The sequence below is a fragment of the Kitasatospora saccharophila genome (assembly GCF_039529925.1).
Taxonomy (GTDB): Bacteria; Actinomycetota; Actinomycetes; order Streptomycetales; family Streptomycetaceae; genus Kitasatospora; species Kitasatospora saccharophila.
On sequence record NZ_BAAANS010000054.1, the window covers coordinates 24,289 to 39,117 of the forward strand.

At 75.3% G+C, this 14,829-nt stretch carries 15 protein-coding genes; 10 read left to right on the plus strand and 5 right to left on the minus strand.

Features of this window, described 5'->3' with window-relative positions:
• From ABD345_RS30755 to ABD345_RS30765, 3 genes are read right to left on the minus strand one after another with little or no spacing between them, the layout of a single operon-like run.
• Entirely contained in the window at positions 1–756 is a 756-nt protein-coding gene (locus ABD345_RS30755) for a DNA-binding response regulator (protein WP_344556907.1), read from the minus strand.
• A gap of 30 nt (positions 757–786) precedes the next feature.
• A complete protein-coding gene (locus ABD345_RS30760; protein WP_344556908.1) occupies positions 787–1,152 on the minus strand; it encodes an acyl-CoA carboxylase epsilon subunit in 366 nt (121 codons plus the stop codon).
• Positions 1,149–2,693, minus strand: coding sequence for an acyl-CoA carboxylase subunit beta (locus ABD345_RS30765; RefSeq protein WP_344556951.1), 1,545 nt, complete (start codon positions 2,691–2,693; stop codon positions 1,149–1,151). Before ABD345_RS30765 ends, ABD345_RS30760 begins: the two co-directional genes overlap by 4 nt.
• 506 nt (positions 2,694–3,199) lie before the next feature.
• Here ABD345_RS30765 and ABD345_RS30770 point away from each other — a divergent pair.
• The 3 genes from ABD345_RS30770 to ABD345_RS30780 all read left to right on the plus strand — a co-directional run bounded on the left by ABD345_RS30770 (position 3,200) and on the right by ABD345_RS30780 (position 5,088).
• Positions 3,200–3,901, plus strand: a complete 702-nt coding sequence (locus ABD345_RS30770) for a LuxR C-terminal-related transcriptional regulator (protein ID WP_344556909.1) — start codon at positions 3,200–3,202, stop codon at positions 3,899–3,901.
• A 231-nt stretch (positions 3,902–4,132) separates the two neighbouring features.
• Positions 4,133–4,915, plus strand: coding sequence for an SDR family oxidoreductase (locus tag ABD345_RS30775; RefSeq protein WP_344556910.1), 783 nt, complete (start codon positions 4,133–4,135; stop codon positions 4,913–4,915).
• Between the two features lie 5 nt (positions 4,916–4,920).
• A complete protein-coding gene (locus ABD345_RS30780; RefSeq protein WP_344556911.1) occupies positions 4,921–5,088 on the plus strand; it encodes a hypothetical protein in 168 nt (55 codons plus the stop codon).
• 218 nt (positions 5,089–5,306) lie between these two features.
• On the opposite strand, the gene ABD345_RS30785 is transcribed toward ABD345_RS30780, so the two are convergent.
• Both ABD345_RS30785 and fabG read right to left on the minus strand, forming a co-directional pair.
• The gene (locus ABD345_RS30785; protein WP_344556912.1) at positions 5,307–5,774 is read right to left on the minus strand and encodes a MaoC family dehydratase; all 468 of its coding nucleotides are present in this window, start codon (positions 5,772–5,774) and stop codon (positions 5,307–5,309) included.
• Between the two features lie 89 nt (positions 5,775–5,863).
• Positions 5,864–6,625, minus strand: a complete 762-nt coding sequence (fabG, locus tag ABD345_RS30790) for a 3-oxoacyl-ACP reductase FabG (protein WP_344556913.1) — start codon at positions 6,623–6,625, stop codon at positions 5,864–5,866.
• Between the two features lie 244 nt (positions 6,626–6,869).
• Here fabG and dmpI point away from each other — a divergent pair, with 244 nt between their 5' ends.
• From dmpI to ABD345_RS30825, 7 genes are all read left to right on the plus strand, one after another.
• Positions 6,870–7,052: a 4-oxalocrotonate tautomerase DmpI gene (gene dmpI / locus ABD345_RS30795; protein ID WP_344556914.1), complete on the plus strand. Its 183-nt coding sequence runs from the start codon at positions 6,870–6,872 to the stop codon at positions 7,050–7,052.
• Between the two features lie 74 nt (positions 7,053–7,126).
• Positions 7,127–8,185, plus strand: coding sequence for a phosphotransferase family protein (locus ABD345_RS30800; protein WP_344556915.1), 1,059 nt, complete (start codon positions 7,127–7,129; stop codon positions 8,183–8,185).
• A 138-nt stretch (positions 8,186–8,323) separates the two neighbouring features.
• Positions 8,324–9,538 carry an acyl-CoA dehydrogenase family protein gene (locus ABD345_RS30805; RefSeq protein ID WP_344556917.1) on the plus strand — a complete coding sequence of 405 codons (1,215 nt, stop codon included), beginning with the start codon at positions 8,324–8,326 and terminating at the stop codon, positions 9,536–9,538.
• 299 nt (positions 9,539–9,837) lie between these two features.
• Complete coding sequence (locus ABD345_RS30810; RefSeq protein ID WP_344556953.1) at positions 9,838–11,082, plus strand: beta-ketoacyl-[acyl-carrier-protein] synthase family protein; 1,245 nt, start codon at positions 9,838–9,840, stop codon at positions 11,080–11,082.
• Positions 11,079–12,956 carry a CoA-transferase gene (locus ABD345_RS30815; RefSeq protein WP_344556918.1) on the plus strand — a complete coding sequence of 626 codons (1,878 nt, stop codon included), beginning with the start codon at positions 11,079–11,081 and terminating at the stop codon, positions 12,954–12,956. Before ABD345_RS30810 ends, ABD345_RS30815 begins: the two co-directional genes overlap by 4 nt.
• Before the next feature lie 43 nt (positions 12,957–12,999).
• Positions 13,000–13,977, plus strand: a complete 978-nt coding sequence (locus ABD345_RS30820) for a ketoacyl-ACP synthase III (protein ID WP_344556919.1) — start codon at positions 13,000–13,002, stop codon at positions 13,975–13,977.
• Positions 13,978–14,100: 123 nt separating this feature from the next.
• Complete coding sequence (locus ABD345_RS30825; RefSeq protein ID WP_344556920.1) at positions 14,101–14,799, plus strand: HAD-IA family hydrolase; 699 nt, start codon at positions 14,101–14,103, stop codon at positions 14,797–14,799.
• Positions 14,800–14,829 lie beyond the last annotated feature (30 nt).

Consider the following 14,829-nt stretch of genomic DNA (forward strand, 5'->3'; position numbering starts at 1 on the left):
TCACGCGGGTTCCACCAGCCCGGACTGCGAGGCGCGCACGCCCGCCTGGAAGCGGGAGGCGGCCTGGAGCCGGTTCATCAGCTCGGCGACGTAGCGGCGGTAGGTGCGCACCGACATGCCGAGCTCCCGGGCGGCCCTGGCGTCGGTGTAGCCCTGACCCAGGGTCCGCAGCGTCCGGGCCATGGTGTCCTCCTCGTCCCAGTCCACCCGGGCCCGGGCCAGTACGGCGAGGTCCGCGGCCTGGTTCCACACGGCGGTGTGCAGCAGCCGCAGGGCGCGGACCTGGCCGGGGTCCAGGACCACGGTGAGGCCCTCGCCGCCGGCGACCACGGCCGCGCTGCTGTCGTACACGGTCATGGTCGGCAGCGCGGAGGGCGACAGCCGCACCTGCGCGCCGCGGGCGGCGAGGTCGCGCAGGCCCGCCACCGCGTCCTCGTCGCCGAGCAGGCCGGAGGGGAACAGCAGCCGCACGTCGGCCCGGTGGGGCGGCAGCCGGGCGTGCAGCCGGGCCAGCGGGAGCGGCGCGCTGAGGGTGGAGTTGAAGGCCCGCACGGTCACGGTGGTGTGGCTCGCCCGGTGCAGCAGCCGGGCGGCCAGTGCCTGCACCTGGTCGGGCCCGGGCGGGGCCGGCTCGTCGACGGGGACGAGGTCGTGCAGCCGGGCGGCCAGCTCGGCCAGCTGATCGGCGTGGTGGCGCAGCGCTTCGAGGCGGTGGAGGCGCGGCCCCTGGGCCGCTCTCGCATAGGAGGTGCTCACGGTGGGTCTCCTTCGCGGGCGCCGGTGCGGCTACCGGCCGTCTCCCGGGCCGGTGGCGCGGCGGACGGTGGCGTGGGTGGGCGGTTCGGCCCGCCAGGTCCCGGCGGCCGGGCGGGCCGAACCGAGCGACCACCGGGCGGTGCGGCGGCCCCGCCCGGCCGGGGCGGCGGGGCGGGCGGTGGCGGACAGCGCCCGCAGCACCGCCAGCAGGGCGGCGAGTTCCTGCGGCGTGGGGTTGCCGCGCACCAGCCGCACGGTCGGCGGCGGGGGCGCGGCCGCCGGTACGGGCGCGGGCGGCCGTGCCGGGACGGCGACGGCGAGGGCGACGGGCGCGGGCGTGGAAGGCGCGGGCCGCGCGGGCCGCGCGGGAGCGGTGGGGGTGCGGGTCGCGGTCATACCGGCTGGTTCCCGTGCTTGCGCTGGGGCAGGTCCGCGTGCTTGGCCCGGAGCATGCGCAGCGAGCGGATGAGCACCCGCCTGGTGTGGCGCGGGTCGATGACGTCGTCGACCAGGCCGCGTTCGGCCGCGTAGTACGGGTGCATCAGTTCGCCGCGGTACTCGGCGACGCGCTCGGCCCGGGTCAGCTCCGGATCGGCCGAGGCGGCGATCTCGCGGCGGAAGACGACGTTGGCGGCGGCCTCGGCGCCCATCACCGCGATCTCGTTGGTGGGCCAGGCGAAGGACAGGTCGCAGCCGATGGAGCGGGAGTCCATCACGATGTAGGCGCCGCCGTACGCCTTGCGCAGGATCACCTGGACCCGGGGGACGGTGGCGTTGCAGTACGCGTACAGCAGCTTGGCGCCGCGGCGGATGATGCCCTCGTGCTCCTGGTCGGTGCCGGGCAGGAAGCCGGGCACGTCGACCAGGGTGACCAGCGGGATGTTGAAGGCGTCGCACATCTGCACGAAGCGGGCGCCCTTCTCGGAGGCGTCGATGTCCAGCGCGCCGGCGCCCGCCATCGGCTGGTTGGCGACGATGCCGACGACCTGCCCGCCGATCCGGGCGAGCGCGCACACGATGTTGGGCGCCCAGCGCTCGTGCAGCTCCAGGCTCTCGCCGCCGTCGACGACCTCCCGGATCACCGCGCGCATGTCGTACGCCTGGTGCGGGTCGGCCGGGACCAGGTTGACCAGCGCGTCGCCCCCGTCCTCCTCGTCGTCGGGGCCGCCGTCGTCGGGGGGCAGTTCGCGGTTGTTGGCGGGGAGCATGTCCAGCAGGTAGCGGACGTCCTCCAGGCAGGACTCCTCGTCGTCGTGCAGGAACGTCGAGACCCCGGAGACGGCGGCGTGCACGTCGGCGCCGCCCAGCTGCTCGTGGGTCACCCGCTCGCCGGTGACCGCCTGGACCACGTCCGGGCCGGTGATGTACATCTGCGCGGTGCCGCGCACCATGAACACGAAGTCGGTCAGGGCGGGCGAGTAGGCCGCGCCGCCGGCGCACGGCCCGAGGATCACGCTGATCTGCGGGACCACGCCGGACATCCGCACGTTGCGGGTGAAGATGCCCCCGTAGCCGGCCAGCGCGGTGACGCCCTCCTGGATGCGGGCGCCGGCCCCGTCGCACAGGGCCACCAGGGGCGCGCCGGCCGCCTCGGCCAGGTCCATGACCTTGTGGATCTTCTCGGCGTGGGCCTCGCCGAGCGCGCCGCCGAAGACCCGGAAGTCGTGCCCGTAGACGAAGACCTGACGGCCGTTGACCGTGCCCCACCCGGTGACGACGCCGTCGCCGGGCGGCTTGCGGCGCTCCAGCCCGAAGCCGGTGGCGCGGTGCCGGCGCAGCCCCTCCACCTCGGTGAAGGAGCCCTCGTCCAGCAGCATCGCGATGCGTTCGCGCACGGTGCGCTTGCCGCGGGCGTGCTGGCGCTCGGTGGCCGCCGGGTCGGGGCCGTCGAGCAGGGCCGCGCGCAGCCCGGCCAGCTCGTCCAGCCGTTCGCGCATGGACGGCGCGGTGTGCCGGAACGAGCGCTCCAGCTCGCCGACCAGGTCGTTCGCCGGGTCGGCGGCCGGGCCGTTCGCCGGAGTGCCCGCCGGGGTGCCCGGGGCGGGGCGGGGGGACGGTGCGCCGGACGGCAGGTCCTGCCGGTCGGCCGTCGGGGATGAGAGCGGTGCTGATGCGGTCATCGGTGCTCCGTAAAGTCGTCCGTCGGGCGGCCACGCTAATCCGATTCGCCGTCCCGACGGCCCCCACCTTCCCCAAGGAGGCCGCGGCGGCCCGTTGGGAACACGCGGGATGCCACTTAAGGGGAAATGCCGAATGCACCCCGCATTCCTCCGCCGGACCATTTCCGGAACCACCTGGGGCGCACCCGGAGGGAGGATCGGAACAACGGGCGCCCCCACCGCCGGAACGGGCGGTAGCGTCGCGGGGAATTCCCCCACGACGACCCGTCACCATTCCGATCCCTCCGGACGGCGCTCCGGAGGACCGGTGAAAGGAAGCGGACATGGCTGATCCGCCGGCGACGCCCTCCTACTCCCGGCACCGCGCGGTGGTGGTGGCGGACCCCTTCCCCGTCCCGCGGGCCGCGATCGCCGCCCTGCTGCGGCGGAGCGGCGCGGCGGACGAGACCGTCGAGGCCGCCTCCCCGCAGGCCGCGCTCGACGCGGTGCGCCGCCTCGACGCGGCCGTGCTGATCACCGAGGTGGACCTGCTGGCGCCCGGGGACGGCGTGCTGCTGTGCCGGCAGGCCAAGGCCCTCGCGAAACCGCCGTCCGTGCTGGTGTTCACCGGCGCCGACGACCCGGCCGTGGTGGCGGCCTGCCTGAGCGGCGGCGTCGACGCCCTGGTCCACCGGACGGCCTCGCCCGAGCGCCTGGTGCGGGCGGTGGAGGCCGTCGCCGTCGGACGCCCGGTGTGGTACCTGAGGGAGCCGCAGCCCGGCACCCTCCCGTTCCCCGCCGGCCGCGACCGCCTCCCGGGCATGACCGGGCGCGAGCAGGAGGTCCTCGGGCTGCTGCTCAGACGCTTCTCCAACGAGGAGATAGCCCTGGAGCTCCATTTGGCGCGGCAGACCGTCAAGAACCACGTGAGCAGCGTCCTGCACAAACTCGGAATGGCCAACCGGCGGGAACTCCTCGGTTCCGTCCGGGGAATCCACGGGTCCGTCCCGGCCGGCCCGCTCCGGGTGCCGGCCGCTGCCTCCTGAGTGGTACCCGGGCACCCCGGAAGGGGAATTAAGAACGGCGCCGGGAATTCCTAGGATCGACGCAGGACGAAGGGCCGGACGGTTTCTCCCCGGATCCGCGCCCGCCGTCCGGCACCCGTTCGGCGGCGGTCTCCCCTGACCGCCGCCGGACCGTCCGCCCGAACCGCCCGCTCGAACCGCCCGCCCGGGCGCGCCCCACCGCGCCCGGGCCCCGGTCCGTCCCGCCCCGCTATGGAGGAACAAGTCGTGATCACCAACTCCGGTCGCTTCCACGGCAAGGTGGCCCTGGTCACCGGCGCCAGCCGCGGGATCGGCCTCGCCGTCGCCCGGCGGCTCGTGGCCGAGGGCGCCCGCGTGTGCGTCACCGCGCGTTCCCCGCAGCCGCTGGCCGAGGCCGTGGCCGAGCTGGGCGGCCCGGAGCACGCCATCGGCGTGGCCGGCCGCGCCGACGACCCGGAGCACCGGGCCGACGCCGTGCGCCGCACCCTCGACGCCTTCGGACAGCTGGACGTGCTGGTCAACAACACCGGCATCAACCCGGTCTTCGGCCCGGTCCTCGACATCGAGGAGTCCGCGGTCCGCAAGGTGTTCGAGGTCAACGTGCTGGCGGCCCTGGGCTGGCTGCGGGAGGCCCGGGACGCCTGGTTCGCGGAGAACGGCGGCGCGGTGGTCAACATCACCGCCGTGGCGGGACAGCGCCCGGCCACGGGCATCGGCGTGTACGGCGCCAGCAAAGCCGCCGTGATCCACCTGACCAAGCAGCTGGCCCAGGAGATCGGCCCGCGGATCCGGGTCAACGCGGTCGCGCCGGCCGTCGTCCGCACCCAGTTCGCGGCCAAGCTGTACGAGGGCCGCGAGGAGGAGATCGCGGCCGGCTACGCGATGGGCCGGCTCGGCACGCCCGAGGACATCGCCGCCACCGCGGCCTTCCTCGCCTCCGCGGACGCCTCCTGGATCACCGGCCAGACCATCACCGTGGACGGCGGCCTGATCGCCGCCGGCGGGGGGATCTGACCCCCGTGGACCCGCGACCGGTCGGGCTCCGGCTGCGCCGGCTGACCTGGCGGCTGGTGTCGCTCCCCCTCCCGGCCCCGCTCCCCCTCCCGGCCCCGTCCGCCCTCCCGGCGCTGACCACCCTCGGCGTCCTGTGGGTGCCGGTTCCCCGGGCCGGGGCGGCCGGCCGCTGACGCCCCGCCCCTGATGCCCCGCCCCGGGAGACCGGGCGCGGGGCATCGGCGTGCGCGCCGCGGGACGCCGCGGGACGCCGCGGCCCCGGAGCGTCCCGGCGGCCGGACGGCCGTGCGTCCCGGTGGCCCGGTGGCCGGACGGAGCGCAAACGCGTGCCGCCCCCGGGGGGAGGCCGGGGGCGGCACGCGGGCGGTGCGCGGGCGGGGAGCCGCGCCGTTCAGTCGGCGAGGTAGTAGCGGCTGATCGTCCGGGCCGCGCACACCGGCCGGTCGGCGCCCTCGGCCTCGACCTCCACGGCGAGGACCACCTGGACCCCGCCCGCGACGTCCTTGACCTCGTCGACGGTGGCGGTGGCGCGCAGCCGGGAGCCGCTGGGGACGGGGGCGAGGAAGCGGATCCGGTCGGCGCCGCAGTTGACGCCCATGGTCGCGCCGCCGACCTCGACGAGCTGCGCCTCGAAGGAGGGCAGCAGCGAGACCGTCAGCCAGCCGTGGGCGATGGTGGTGCCGAAGGGCCCGGCCGCGGCCCGCCCGGGGTCGGTGTGGATCCACTGGAGGTCGTCGGTGGCCTCGGCGAACCGGTCGATGCGCGGCTGGTCGACGACGGTCCAGTCGGTGGGGCCCAGCCGCAGGCCCGTCGCGGCGTGCAGGTCCAGCGGGCTGGTGAAGTGCCGGGGCGTTGCCACGGGGTGGTTCCTTCCTGCTGCGGTCGGCCGCTGCGGCCGGGTGGGGGTGGGGGAGAGGTGGCCGGGCGGGGTGGCCGGGCGGGGCCGCTTCAGCCGAGCGGGCCGCCGGCGACGTACAGGACCTGCCCGGAGACGAACCCGGCCCGGGGGCCGGTGAAGAAGGAGACGGCCTCGGCGACGTCCTCGGGGGTGCCGACCCGCTGGACCGGGATCGCGGCGGCGCCGCGGGCCTGGAACTCCTCGAAGGTGATGCCCATCCGGGCGGCGGTGGCGGCGGTCATCTCGGTGGCGATGAACCCGGGGGCGACGGCGTTGGCGGTGACGCCGAACTTGCCGAGTTCGAGCGCGAGCGTCTTGGTGAAGCCCTGCAGGCCGGCCTTGGCGGCGGCGTAGTTGGCCTGGCCGCGGTTGCCGAGCGCGGAGGAGCTGGAGAGGTTGACGATGCGTCCGAAGCCGGCGGCGACCATGTGCCGCTGGACCGCGCGCGACATGAGGAACGCGCCGCGCAGGTGGACGCCCATGACGGTGTCCCAGTCGGTCGCGGTCATCTTGAACAGCAGGTTGTCGCGCAGCACCCCGGCGTTGTTGACCAGGACGGTGGGCGCGCCCAGCTGCTCCGCGACCCGGGCGACGGCGGCGGCGACCCCGTCCTCGTCGGCGACGTCCGCGCCGACGGCCAGGGCCCGGCCGCCGGCCGCGGTGATCCGCTCGGCGGTGGCGGCGGCCGCGTCCCGGTCCAGGTCGAGGACCGCGACGGCGTGGCCGTCGGCGGCCAGGCGCAGGGCGGTGGCGGCGCCGATGCCGCGGGCTCCCCCGGTGACGACGGCGACGCGCTGCTCGGTGGCGGACATCGGTGGGTCCTCCTCAGTGTCGGGTGGCCGGAGCCTACGGCGGGCCGCGCGGGAAAAGCCGCGGAACACCTCCGAGGAAACACCCGCAAAAAAGCGCCGGTGCCTCTTCCGACACACGGCCGGAATCGATGGGTGAATTCTCCTTGGCCGGTCCCCGGGCGGGCCGTAGCGTTTTCCTCATCCCGGGCGGCCGGGAATCGGGACTCCCCGGGCCCCGACCGCCACCGCATTACTGGAGGATGAAATGCCGATCGTTACCGTCCAGCAGGGCCCGCGCACCGTCGAGCTGAAGCGCGACCTGGTCGCGCGGATCACCGACGCCTTCGTGGAGGCGTACGCGATTCCCGCCGAGACCGTCCAGGTGTGGATCCAGGAGACCGGCCCGGAGAGCTGGGGCGCGGGCGGCAAGCTCATCGCGGACAGCTGAGCGGCTTCCCGAGGTCCTGGACGCACCCCCGGCGTCCGGGACCTCGGCCGCGCCGGTCGAGGAGCCCGTACGAAGTGGAGAGCACATTGGACACCGGCGCACCGCCGGCCCGGACGGCGGCACTGGACGCCGCCCGGCTGTCGGCCTGGCTAGAGCACGCCCTGCCCGCGACGCCCGGGCCGCTCGGCCGCGTGGAACTGCTCGCGGGCGGCCGCTCGAACCTGACCTACCGGCTGAGCTGGGGGGAGCGGGACCTGGTCCTGCGCCGCCCGCCGCTGGGCCACGTGCTGCCGACCGCGCACGACATGGGCCGCGAGTACCGGGTCCTGGCCGCGCTGGCGCCGACCCCGGTGCCGGTGCCCCGCCCGTTCGGCCTGTGCGAGGACACCTCGGTGATCGGGGCGCCCTTCTACGTGATGGAGCTGGCGGTGGGCGGCACCTACCGCAGCGACGCCGACCTGGCCCCGCTGGACGCCGGGGCCGCGGCCCTGACCACGCACGCCCTGGTGGACACCCTGGCCGAGCTGCACGCGGTGGACCCGCGGGCGGTCGGGCTGGACGGCTTCGGCCGGCCCGAGGGCTTCATGGAGCGCCAGGTGCGGCGCTGGCGCAAGCAGTGGGACGCCTCCCGCACCCGCGAGGTCGCCGGCGCCGACGAGCTCAACGACCTGCTGGCCGCGCGCCTGCCGCGCTCGTCGCGGGCCGCGCTGGTGCACGGCGACTACAAGCTGGACAACCTGCTGTTCGCGCCCGGCGACCCCGGACGGGTGGCCGCGGTGCTGGACTGGGAGATGTCCGCCCTCGGCGACCCGCTGTCCGACCTGGGCATGCTGTGCATGTACTGGGACGGCTTCGCCGGCATCGCGCGCGCCCCCGTCCCCTCGCCCGGCGTGCTGCCCGGGTGGCCCGACCGGGCGGCGGTGGTGGAGCGCTACGCCCGGCACGGCCGGGTGCCGCTGGACGACCTGGACTGGTACGTCGCGTTCGCCTTCTACAAGATCGCCGCGATCCTGGAGGGCATCCACTGCCGCACGGTGCAGGGGCTGACCCTCGGCGAGGAGTCCGCCGACCTCGCGCCGGCGGTCGCGCTGCTGGTCGACCGCGGCCACGCCGCGCTGCGCGCCCTGGGCTGACCCGGGCCGACCAGGCCGGCGCCCCGCCCGCTCGCGCATCCGCACCGCCCCCGCACCGCCCCTCCCGCACCCCGTCCGCGCCCGCCCGCGGCGCCCGCACCCCCGTACGCGCCCGCGCCCCGATTCGGAGATGACCCGATGGACTTCGCCTACGACGCCCGCACCCAGGACCTCCTGGCCCGCATGCGGGCCTTCCTGGACGAGCACGTGCTGCCCGCCGAGCCCGTCTTCGCCGCCCAGCACCTGGCCGGCGACCCCTGGGGCCGCCCGGCGGTGCTGGAGGACCTCAAGGCGGAGGCCCGGCGCCAGGGGCTGTGGAACCTCTTCCTGCCGGGCGACGAGTTCGGCGCCGGCCTGACCAACCTGCAGTACGCGCCGCTGGCCGAACTGACCGGCCACAGCCCGCAGTTGGCCCCCGAGGCGGTCAACTGCGCGGCGCCGGACACCGGCAACATGGAGGTCCTGGCCGCGTTCGGCACCCCGGAGCAGCAGGACCGCTGGCTCAAGCCGCTGCTGGAGGGCGAGATCCGCTCGGCGTTCTGCATGACCGAGCCGGAGGTCGCCTCCTCCGACGCGTCGAACATCGGCACCCGGATCGAGCGCGACGGCGACGAGTACGTGATCAACGGCCGCAAGTGGTGGTCCTCGGGGGCGATGGCGCCCGAGTGCGAACTGCTGGTGGTGATGGGCAAGACCGACCCCGGCGCGCAGCGCCACCGCCAGCAGTCGATGGTGCTGGTGCCCCGGGACACCCCGGGCGTGCGGGTGGAGCGCGGGGTCACCGTCTTCGGCTACACCGACGGCGCCCACGGCGGCCACGGCGAGGTGGTCTTCACCGACGTCCGGGTCCCGGCCGCCAATCTGATCGGCGAGGAGGGCGGCGGCTTCGCCATCGCGCAGGCCCGGCTCGGGCCGGGCCGGATCCACCACTGCATGCGGCTGATCGGCATGGCCGAACGGGCCTTCGCGCTGATGTGCGAACGGGTCTCCCGGCGGACCGCGTTCGGCAAGCCGCTGGCCGAGCAGGGCGTGATCCGCGAGTGGATCGCCGAGTCCCGGGTGCGGATCGAACAGGCCCGGCTGCTGGTGCTGAAGACCGCCTGGCTGATGGACACCGTCGGCAACAAGGGCGCGCACACCGAGATCCAGGCCATCAAGATCGCCGTTCCGGTGATGGCGGAGTGGGTCCTCGACAAGGCGATCCAGGCGCACGGCGGCGGTGGCGTCTCCCAGGACTTCCCGCTCGCCCAGCTGTGGGCGCACGCCCGCACGCTGCGCCTGGCCGACGGCCCGGACGAGGTGCACCGCGCCTCGCTGGCCCGCCGCGAGCTCAAGCGGTTCCAGCCGGAGTGAACCGGCGCCACCGGGAAGCCGGTCCCCTCCCGGAAGCGGGCGGGAGCCGGCTTCCCGGCGTTCGCGGACCACGCGGCGGGCACCGCCCGGGAAACCACCCGGAGAACCGCCGGGGAAAGCGTCCGGAAAGCACCGCCCGGTACCCGCGGTACCGGGCGGACCGGAATTCGAGTACCGGAGAGCCCATGGAATTCCCGGTCCGCGTTCGTAGTGTTTCCCGCATGACGAGCAACGATTCCGAACGGAACACCCGTAAGAGTTCCCCATCGTCATTCCTCAGCCAGGGCGCCGACCGCGTCGTGGTCACGGGAATCGGTGTGGTCCTCCCGAACACACTGTCCGTCGACCAGTTCTGGTCCAACATCTCCGGCGGCCGCTCCCAGGTGGGCCGGCTGACCCGATTCGACGGCGCCGAGGCCGGCCTGCCGGTGTACGCCGCGGCCGAGATATCCGGCTTCGACCACCACCCGTTCCTCCCGGAGCTCACCGACCCGCACGCCGCCAAGTACTCCCGGGAGATCCTGATCGCGATGTCCGCGGTCGCCGAGGCCCGCCGCGACGCCGGACTCGCCACGGGTGACGTGGACCCGCGCCGGCTGGGCATCATCATGTCCTCCTCGCGCGGCCCGTTCTCCTGGTGGCGCGACGTGCTCACCGGCGCGGACCCGGCGGCGTTCGGCGACAAGGGCGCCATGTTCCGCGGCCTGCCCGGCTGCCCCGCCAGCCTCTCGGCCATCTACAACGGCGCCCAGGGCCTGGTCACCACCGTCAGCAACGCCTGCGTCGGCGGCCACCAGGCGATCGGCCTGGCGGTGCGGGAACTGCGCTCGGGCGCGGCGGACGCGATGCTGGTCGGCGGCCACGAGTTCCCGATCGTCCCCGAGGTCGCCGCCTGCTACCGGGCCATGGGCCACGGGGTGATCTCCTCCGAGCGCGAGGACCCGACCCGCGCGGTGCGCCCCTACAGCAACGACCGCGAGGGCTTCGCCCTGGGCGAGGGCTCCGTGGTGCTCTGCCTGGAGCGCGAATCGGTGGCCCGGGCGCGCGGCGCCCGGGTGTACGCGGAGATCCTGTCCGTCGCCTCCCTGAACGAGGCCGCGCACCCCACCACCATGGACCTGACCGGCAAGGTCACCGCGTCCGTGGTCGAGGACGCCCTCGCCGTGGCCGGGCGCTCGGTGGCCGACGTCGACTACTACTGCGCGCACGGCACCGCCACCCGCTACAACGACATCGCCGAGTCCCGGGCCCTGCGCGCGCTGTACCCGGAGCTGAGCGCCGGCAAGCTGCCCCCGCTCAGCTCCAACAAGCCGATCTACGGTCACACCTTCGGCATCGCCGGCATCATCAACACCGCCGCGACCAGCCTGATGCTGCACCACCAGACGATCGCCCCCACCATCAACCTCAGCTCGATCGACCCCGAGTGCGACCAGGACCACGTCTTCGAGGGCGCCCGCCGCACCGAACTCGACCTGGCCGTCTCGATGTCCTTCGCCTTCGGCAGCCAGACCTCCGTGGTGGCCCTGGGAGCGGCGGCGTGAACGCGCCGCTGATCGCCGCGGACCCCGACGCGCTGGTGCGCGCCCTGGTCCGGCCCGGGGAGCACGTCCACCTGGCGGGCACCCCCTCGCGGCCCAACGCGCTGACCCACGCCCTGTGCCGGGTCCTCGGGGACCGGGGCCACCTGACGGTCAGCACCACCGCGGTCCACTCCTCCGCGCACGCGTTGGCGCTGTCCGGCGTCGCCGACAAGGTCATCGCCGGCTTCGCCGGGGACACCTACCCCTCCCCCCGCCCCAACCCGCTGTACGAACGGCTGCCGCAGGGCGAGCCGTTCGCGTTCGAGGCCTGGTCGCTGCTGAGCTACGTGCAGCGGCTGATCGCCGGAGCCACGGGCGCCCCGTACGCGGCCACCGGGTCGCTGGCCGGGACGGACCTGGCCGAGGACAAGCCGGACACCCTGTTCCGGGTGCCCGACCCGGCCGACCCGCGGGCCGAGGTCACCCTGGCCGCACCGCTGCGGCCGGACGTCACCCTCATCCACGCGGTGGCCGCCGACGAGGACGGCAACCTCGCGCTGGTGCCCCCGCTGGGCGAGGGCGCCTGGGCGGCCTACGCCGCCAAGCGCGGAGTGGTCGCCTCGGTCGAACGGATCGTCAGCCGCGAGGAGCTGCGGGCGATCGCCGACCGGGTGCTGATCCCCGGCACCCGGGTGCTGGGCCTGTGCGAGGCGCCGATGGGCGCCCACCCGCAGGCGCTGCGTACCGGCGGCCTCGCCGGGGTCACCGGCTACCGCGACGACTACGCCTTCCTGGAGGAGATCGTCGACTCCTGCCACGGCCCCGAGCGCGGACGCGACTGGTACCGCACCTGGGTGGAGGGGACCGGCTCGCACGAGGGCTACCTGAACCGCCTGGGCTGCGTCCGGCTCGCCGAACTGGCCGAACCCGCCGAACCGGCCGCCACCGCCACCGGTACCGGCCCCGGCACCGGAGCGCACCCGCGCGGCCCGGAGCAGCGGGCGGGCCGCACCGCACCCGTCCCGGTGCCCGCGCCCCGCGCACCCCTCGGCCACCAGGTCGCCGCCCGGGCGGCCGGCCGCGCCGGCACCGCGCTGCTGGAACGTCCCGCCGAACTCCCCGCCCCGGCCGCGCCGCCGCCCCCCACCCGGCAGGAACGCCTGATCGTCCTGGGCGCCCGGGAGGTCGCCGCGCAGGTCCGCGCGCACGGCTACGACACGCTGCTGGCCGGCATCGGCTCCTCGCACATGGCGGCCTGGCTGGCCGCCGACCTGCTGCGCGACGAGGGCCGCGACGTGAAGGTGACGGCCGAACTCGGCATGTACGGCTTCACCCCGCAGCAGGGCGACGTGTTCCTGTTCAGCCTGCTGCACGCGGCCGGCAGCGAGATGCTGGCGGGCATCCCGGAGATCCTCGGCGGCATGGTCGCGGCCAACCCGCGGGCGCTCGGGGTGCTGGCCGCCGCCGAGATCGACGGCACCGGGACCATCAACACCAGCGTCTCCGGCGACGGCCGCTGGCTCACCGGCTCGGGCGGCGCCAACGACATCGCCTCCAGCACCGACTGCGTGGTGATCGCCCCCTCCTCGCGGCGCCGCTACGTGGAGCGGGTCGCCTACCGCACCAGCCCCGGACACCGGGTCAAGTCCGTGGTCAGCGACTTCGGCAGGTTCGTCCGCGACGCCCCCGAGGAGCCGTTCCGGCTGGCCACCTGGCTGTCCGACGCCGACCCGGCGGAGCACGCCCCGGAAGAGGTCGCCCGGCAGGCCGCGCACGCCGTCGCCACCCGCACCGGCTGGAACGCCCGGACCGACACCGCCGTGCCCGAGGAGCCCGTCACCGAGCGGGAGCTCGCGGCGCTGCGCGCCCTGGACCCCGACGGCCGCTACCGCTGACGCCGCCCCGCCCACCCCACACCCCGCACCGAGGAGCCCGACCATGCACACCCGCACCGAAGGCAGCACCTGGACCGGATCCGGCCTCAGGTTCTCCGGCTTCGGCCACTACTTCCCCCGCGAACTGCGCAGCCACCAGGGCGAGGTGACCCTCGGCGGCCGCACCTACCCGCCGGGCGCCGCCGACGAGTTGGGCGTGCGCAGCCTGCACGTCGCCGCCGAGGACGAGACCGTGGAGTACATGGCGGTCCGCGCGGCCCGGGCCGCGCTGGAGGACGCCGGGCACGCGGCCGAGGACACCGACCTGGTGGTCCTGGCCAACTGGACCGACCGGCAGTGGATCCCGGAGATCGCGCCGGGCGTCGCCACCGCCCTCGGCGCGCACGGGGCGCTGGCCTTCGACGTGTGCGGCGCGTGCACGGGCTTCGTCCACGGGGTGCAGATCGCCGCCTCGATGCTGACCGCCCACCCGGGCTGGCGGCGCGCCGTGGTGGTGGCCGCCGACCGCTTCTCCCACCGGGCCCGCCCCGGCACCCGCGGCCAGCTGGTCTTCGGCGACGCGGCCGGCGCGGTGGTGCTGGAGAAGGGCGACCCGGGCGACGGCAGCGCCCTGCTCGACTCGGTGCTCGACTGCGACTCCACCCAGGCCGACACCGTCGCGGCCCGGCCGCCGGAGGGCTGGCTGCGGCCCCGCCCCGAACTGATCGACCTCGCCGTCGGCTCCAGCCTCCGGGTCGCCGGCGACGTGCTGGAGCGCAACGGGCTCAAGACCTCGGACCTGGACTGGCTGGTGCCCCACCCGGGCAACAACGCCATCCACGCCGGGGTGCGCGACGGGCTGGACCTGCCCCGGGAGAAGTTCCTGACCAACTTCGCCACCCGCGGCAACACCGGCTGCGCCTCCATCCCGATCGCGCTGTCGGAGTACCTGCGCACCGGGGTCCTGCACCGCGGCGACCTGGTGCTGTCCACCGCCGTCGGCTCCGGCTGGTACTTCGGCGGCCTGCTCTACCGGCTCTAGCCGGCCCGTGCCCCGCCGCCGGCCCGGCCCGCCCGTGCCCCGCCGCCCGCCCGTCCTCCGTTCCGCCCCGTCCTCCGTTCCGCCCCGTCCGCCGTCCCGCCCCGTCCCGAAGGAGCCCCCGCGGTGTCCTCCCCCCTGTCCTCCCCCGCTTCCGCCGCCGCCCCGCCGTTCGCCGTGTGGACCGACTTCGGCGGTGTGCTGACCCAGCCGGTCGACACCACCTTCCGCGAGTTCAGCACCCGCTACGGCATACCGCTGCACGCGCTGAAGGAGTCGATGCGGCTGGTGGGCGAAGCCCACGGCACCGACTCCATGGGCGTGCTCGACATACCGCTGCTCGACGAGGACACCTGGGCCAAGGAGGTCGAGGCGGAACTGGAGCGCACCTTCGGCCTGGAGTGCGACCTGTCGGACTTCGGCGACCGCTGGTTCGCCGGCCGGCCGGCGAACCGGGCCTGGGCCGCGCACCTGGCGGCCTTCCGCGCGAGCGGCGCGTTCGTGGGCCTGCTGTCGAACCTGCCGCCGTCGTGGGAGCGGCACCGCGCGGCCGTCGCCGACGACTCCCGTTTCGACGCCGTCGTCTGCTCCCACCGGGTCGGCACCCGCAAGCCGGAACCGGAGATGTTCCGGCTCGCGGCCCGGCTGGCCGGCGTCGAGCCGCAGGCGTGCGTGCTGGTCGACGACGTCGAGAAGAACACCGAGGGCGCCCGCGAGGCGGGCTGGCACGCGGTGCTCTTCCGCGACGCCGAGCAGGCCGCCCGCGAGGTCGGGGAACTGCTCCGGCAGGCGCTGGACGGCGCGGCCCCCGTCCCCGCCCCCTGAAGCCCCGGCCCGAGCCCTCCCACCTCCTGG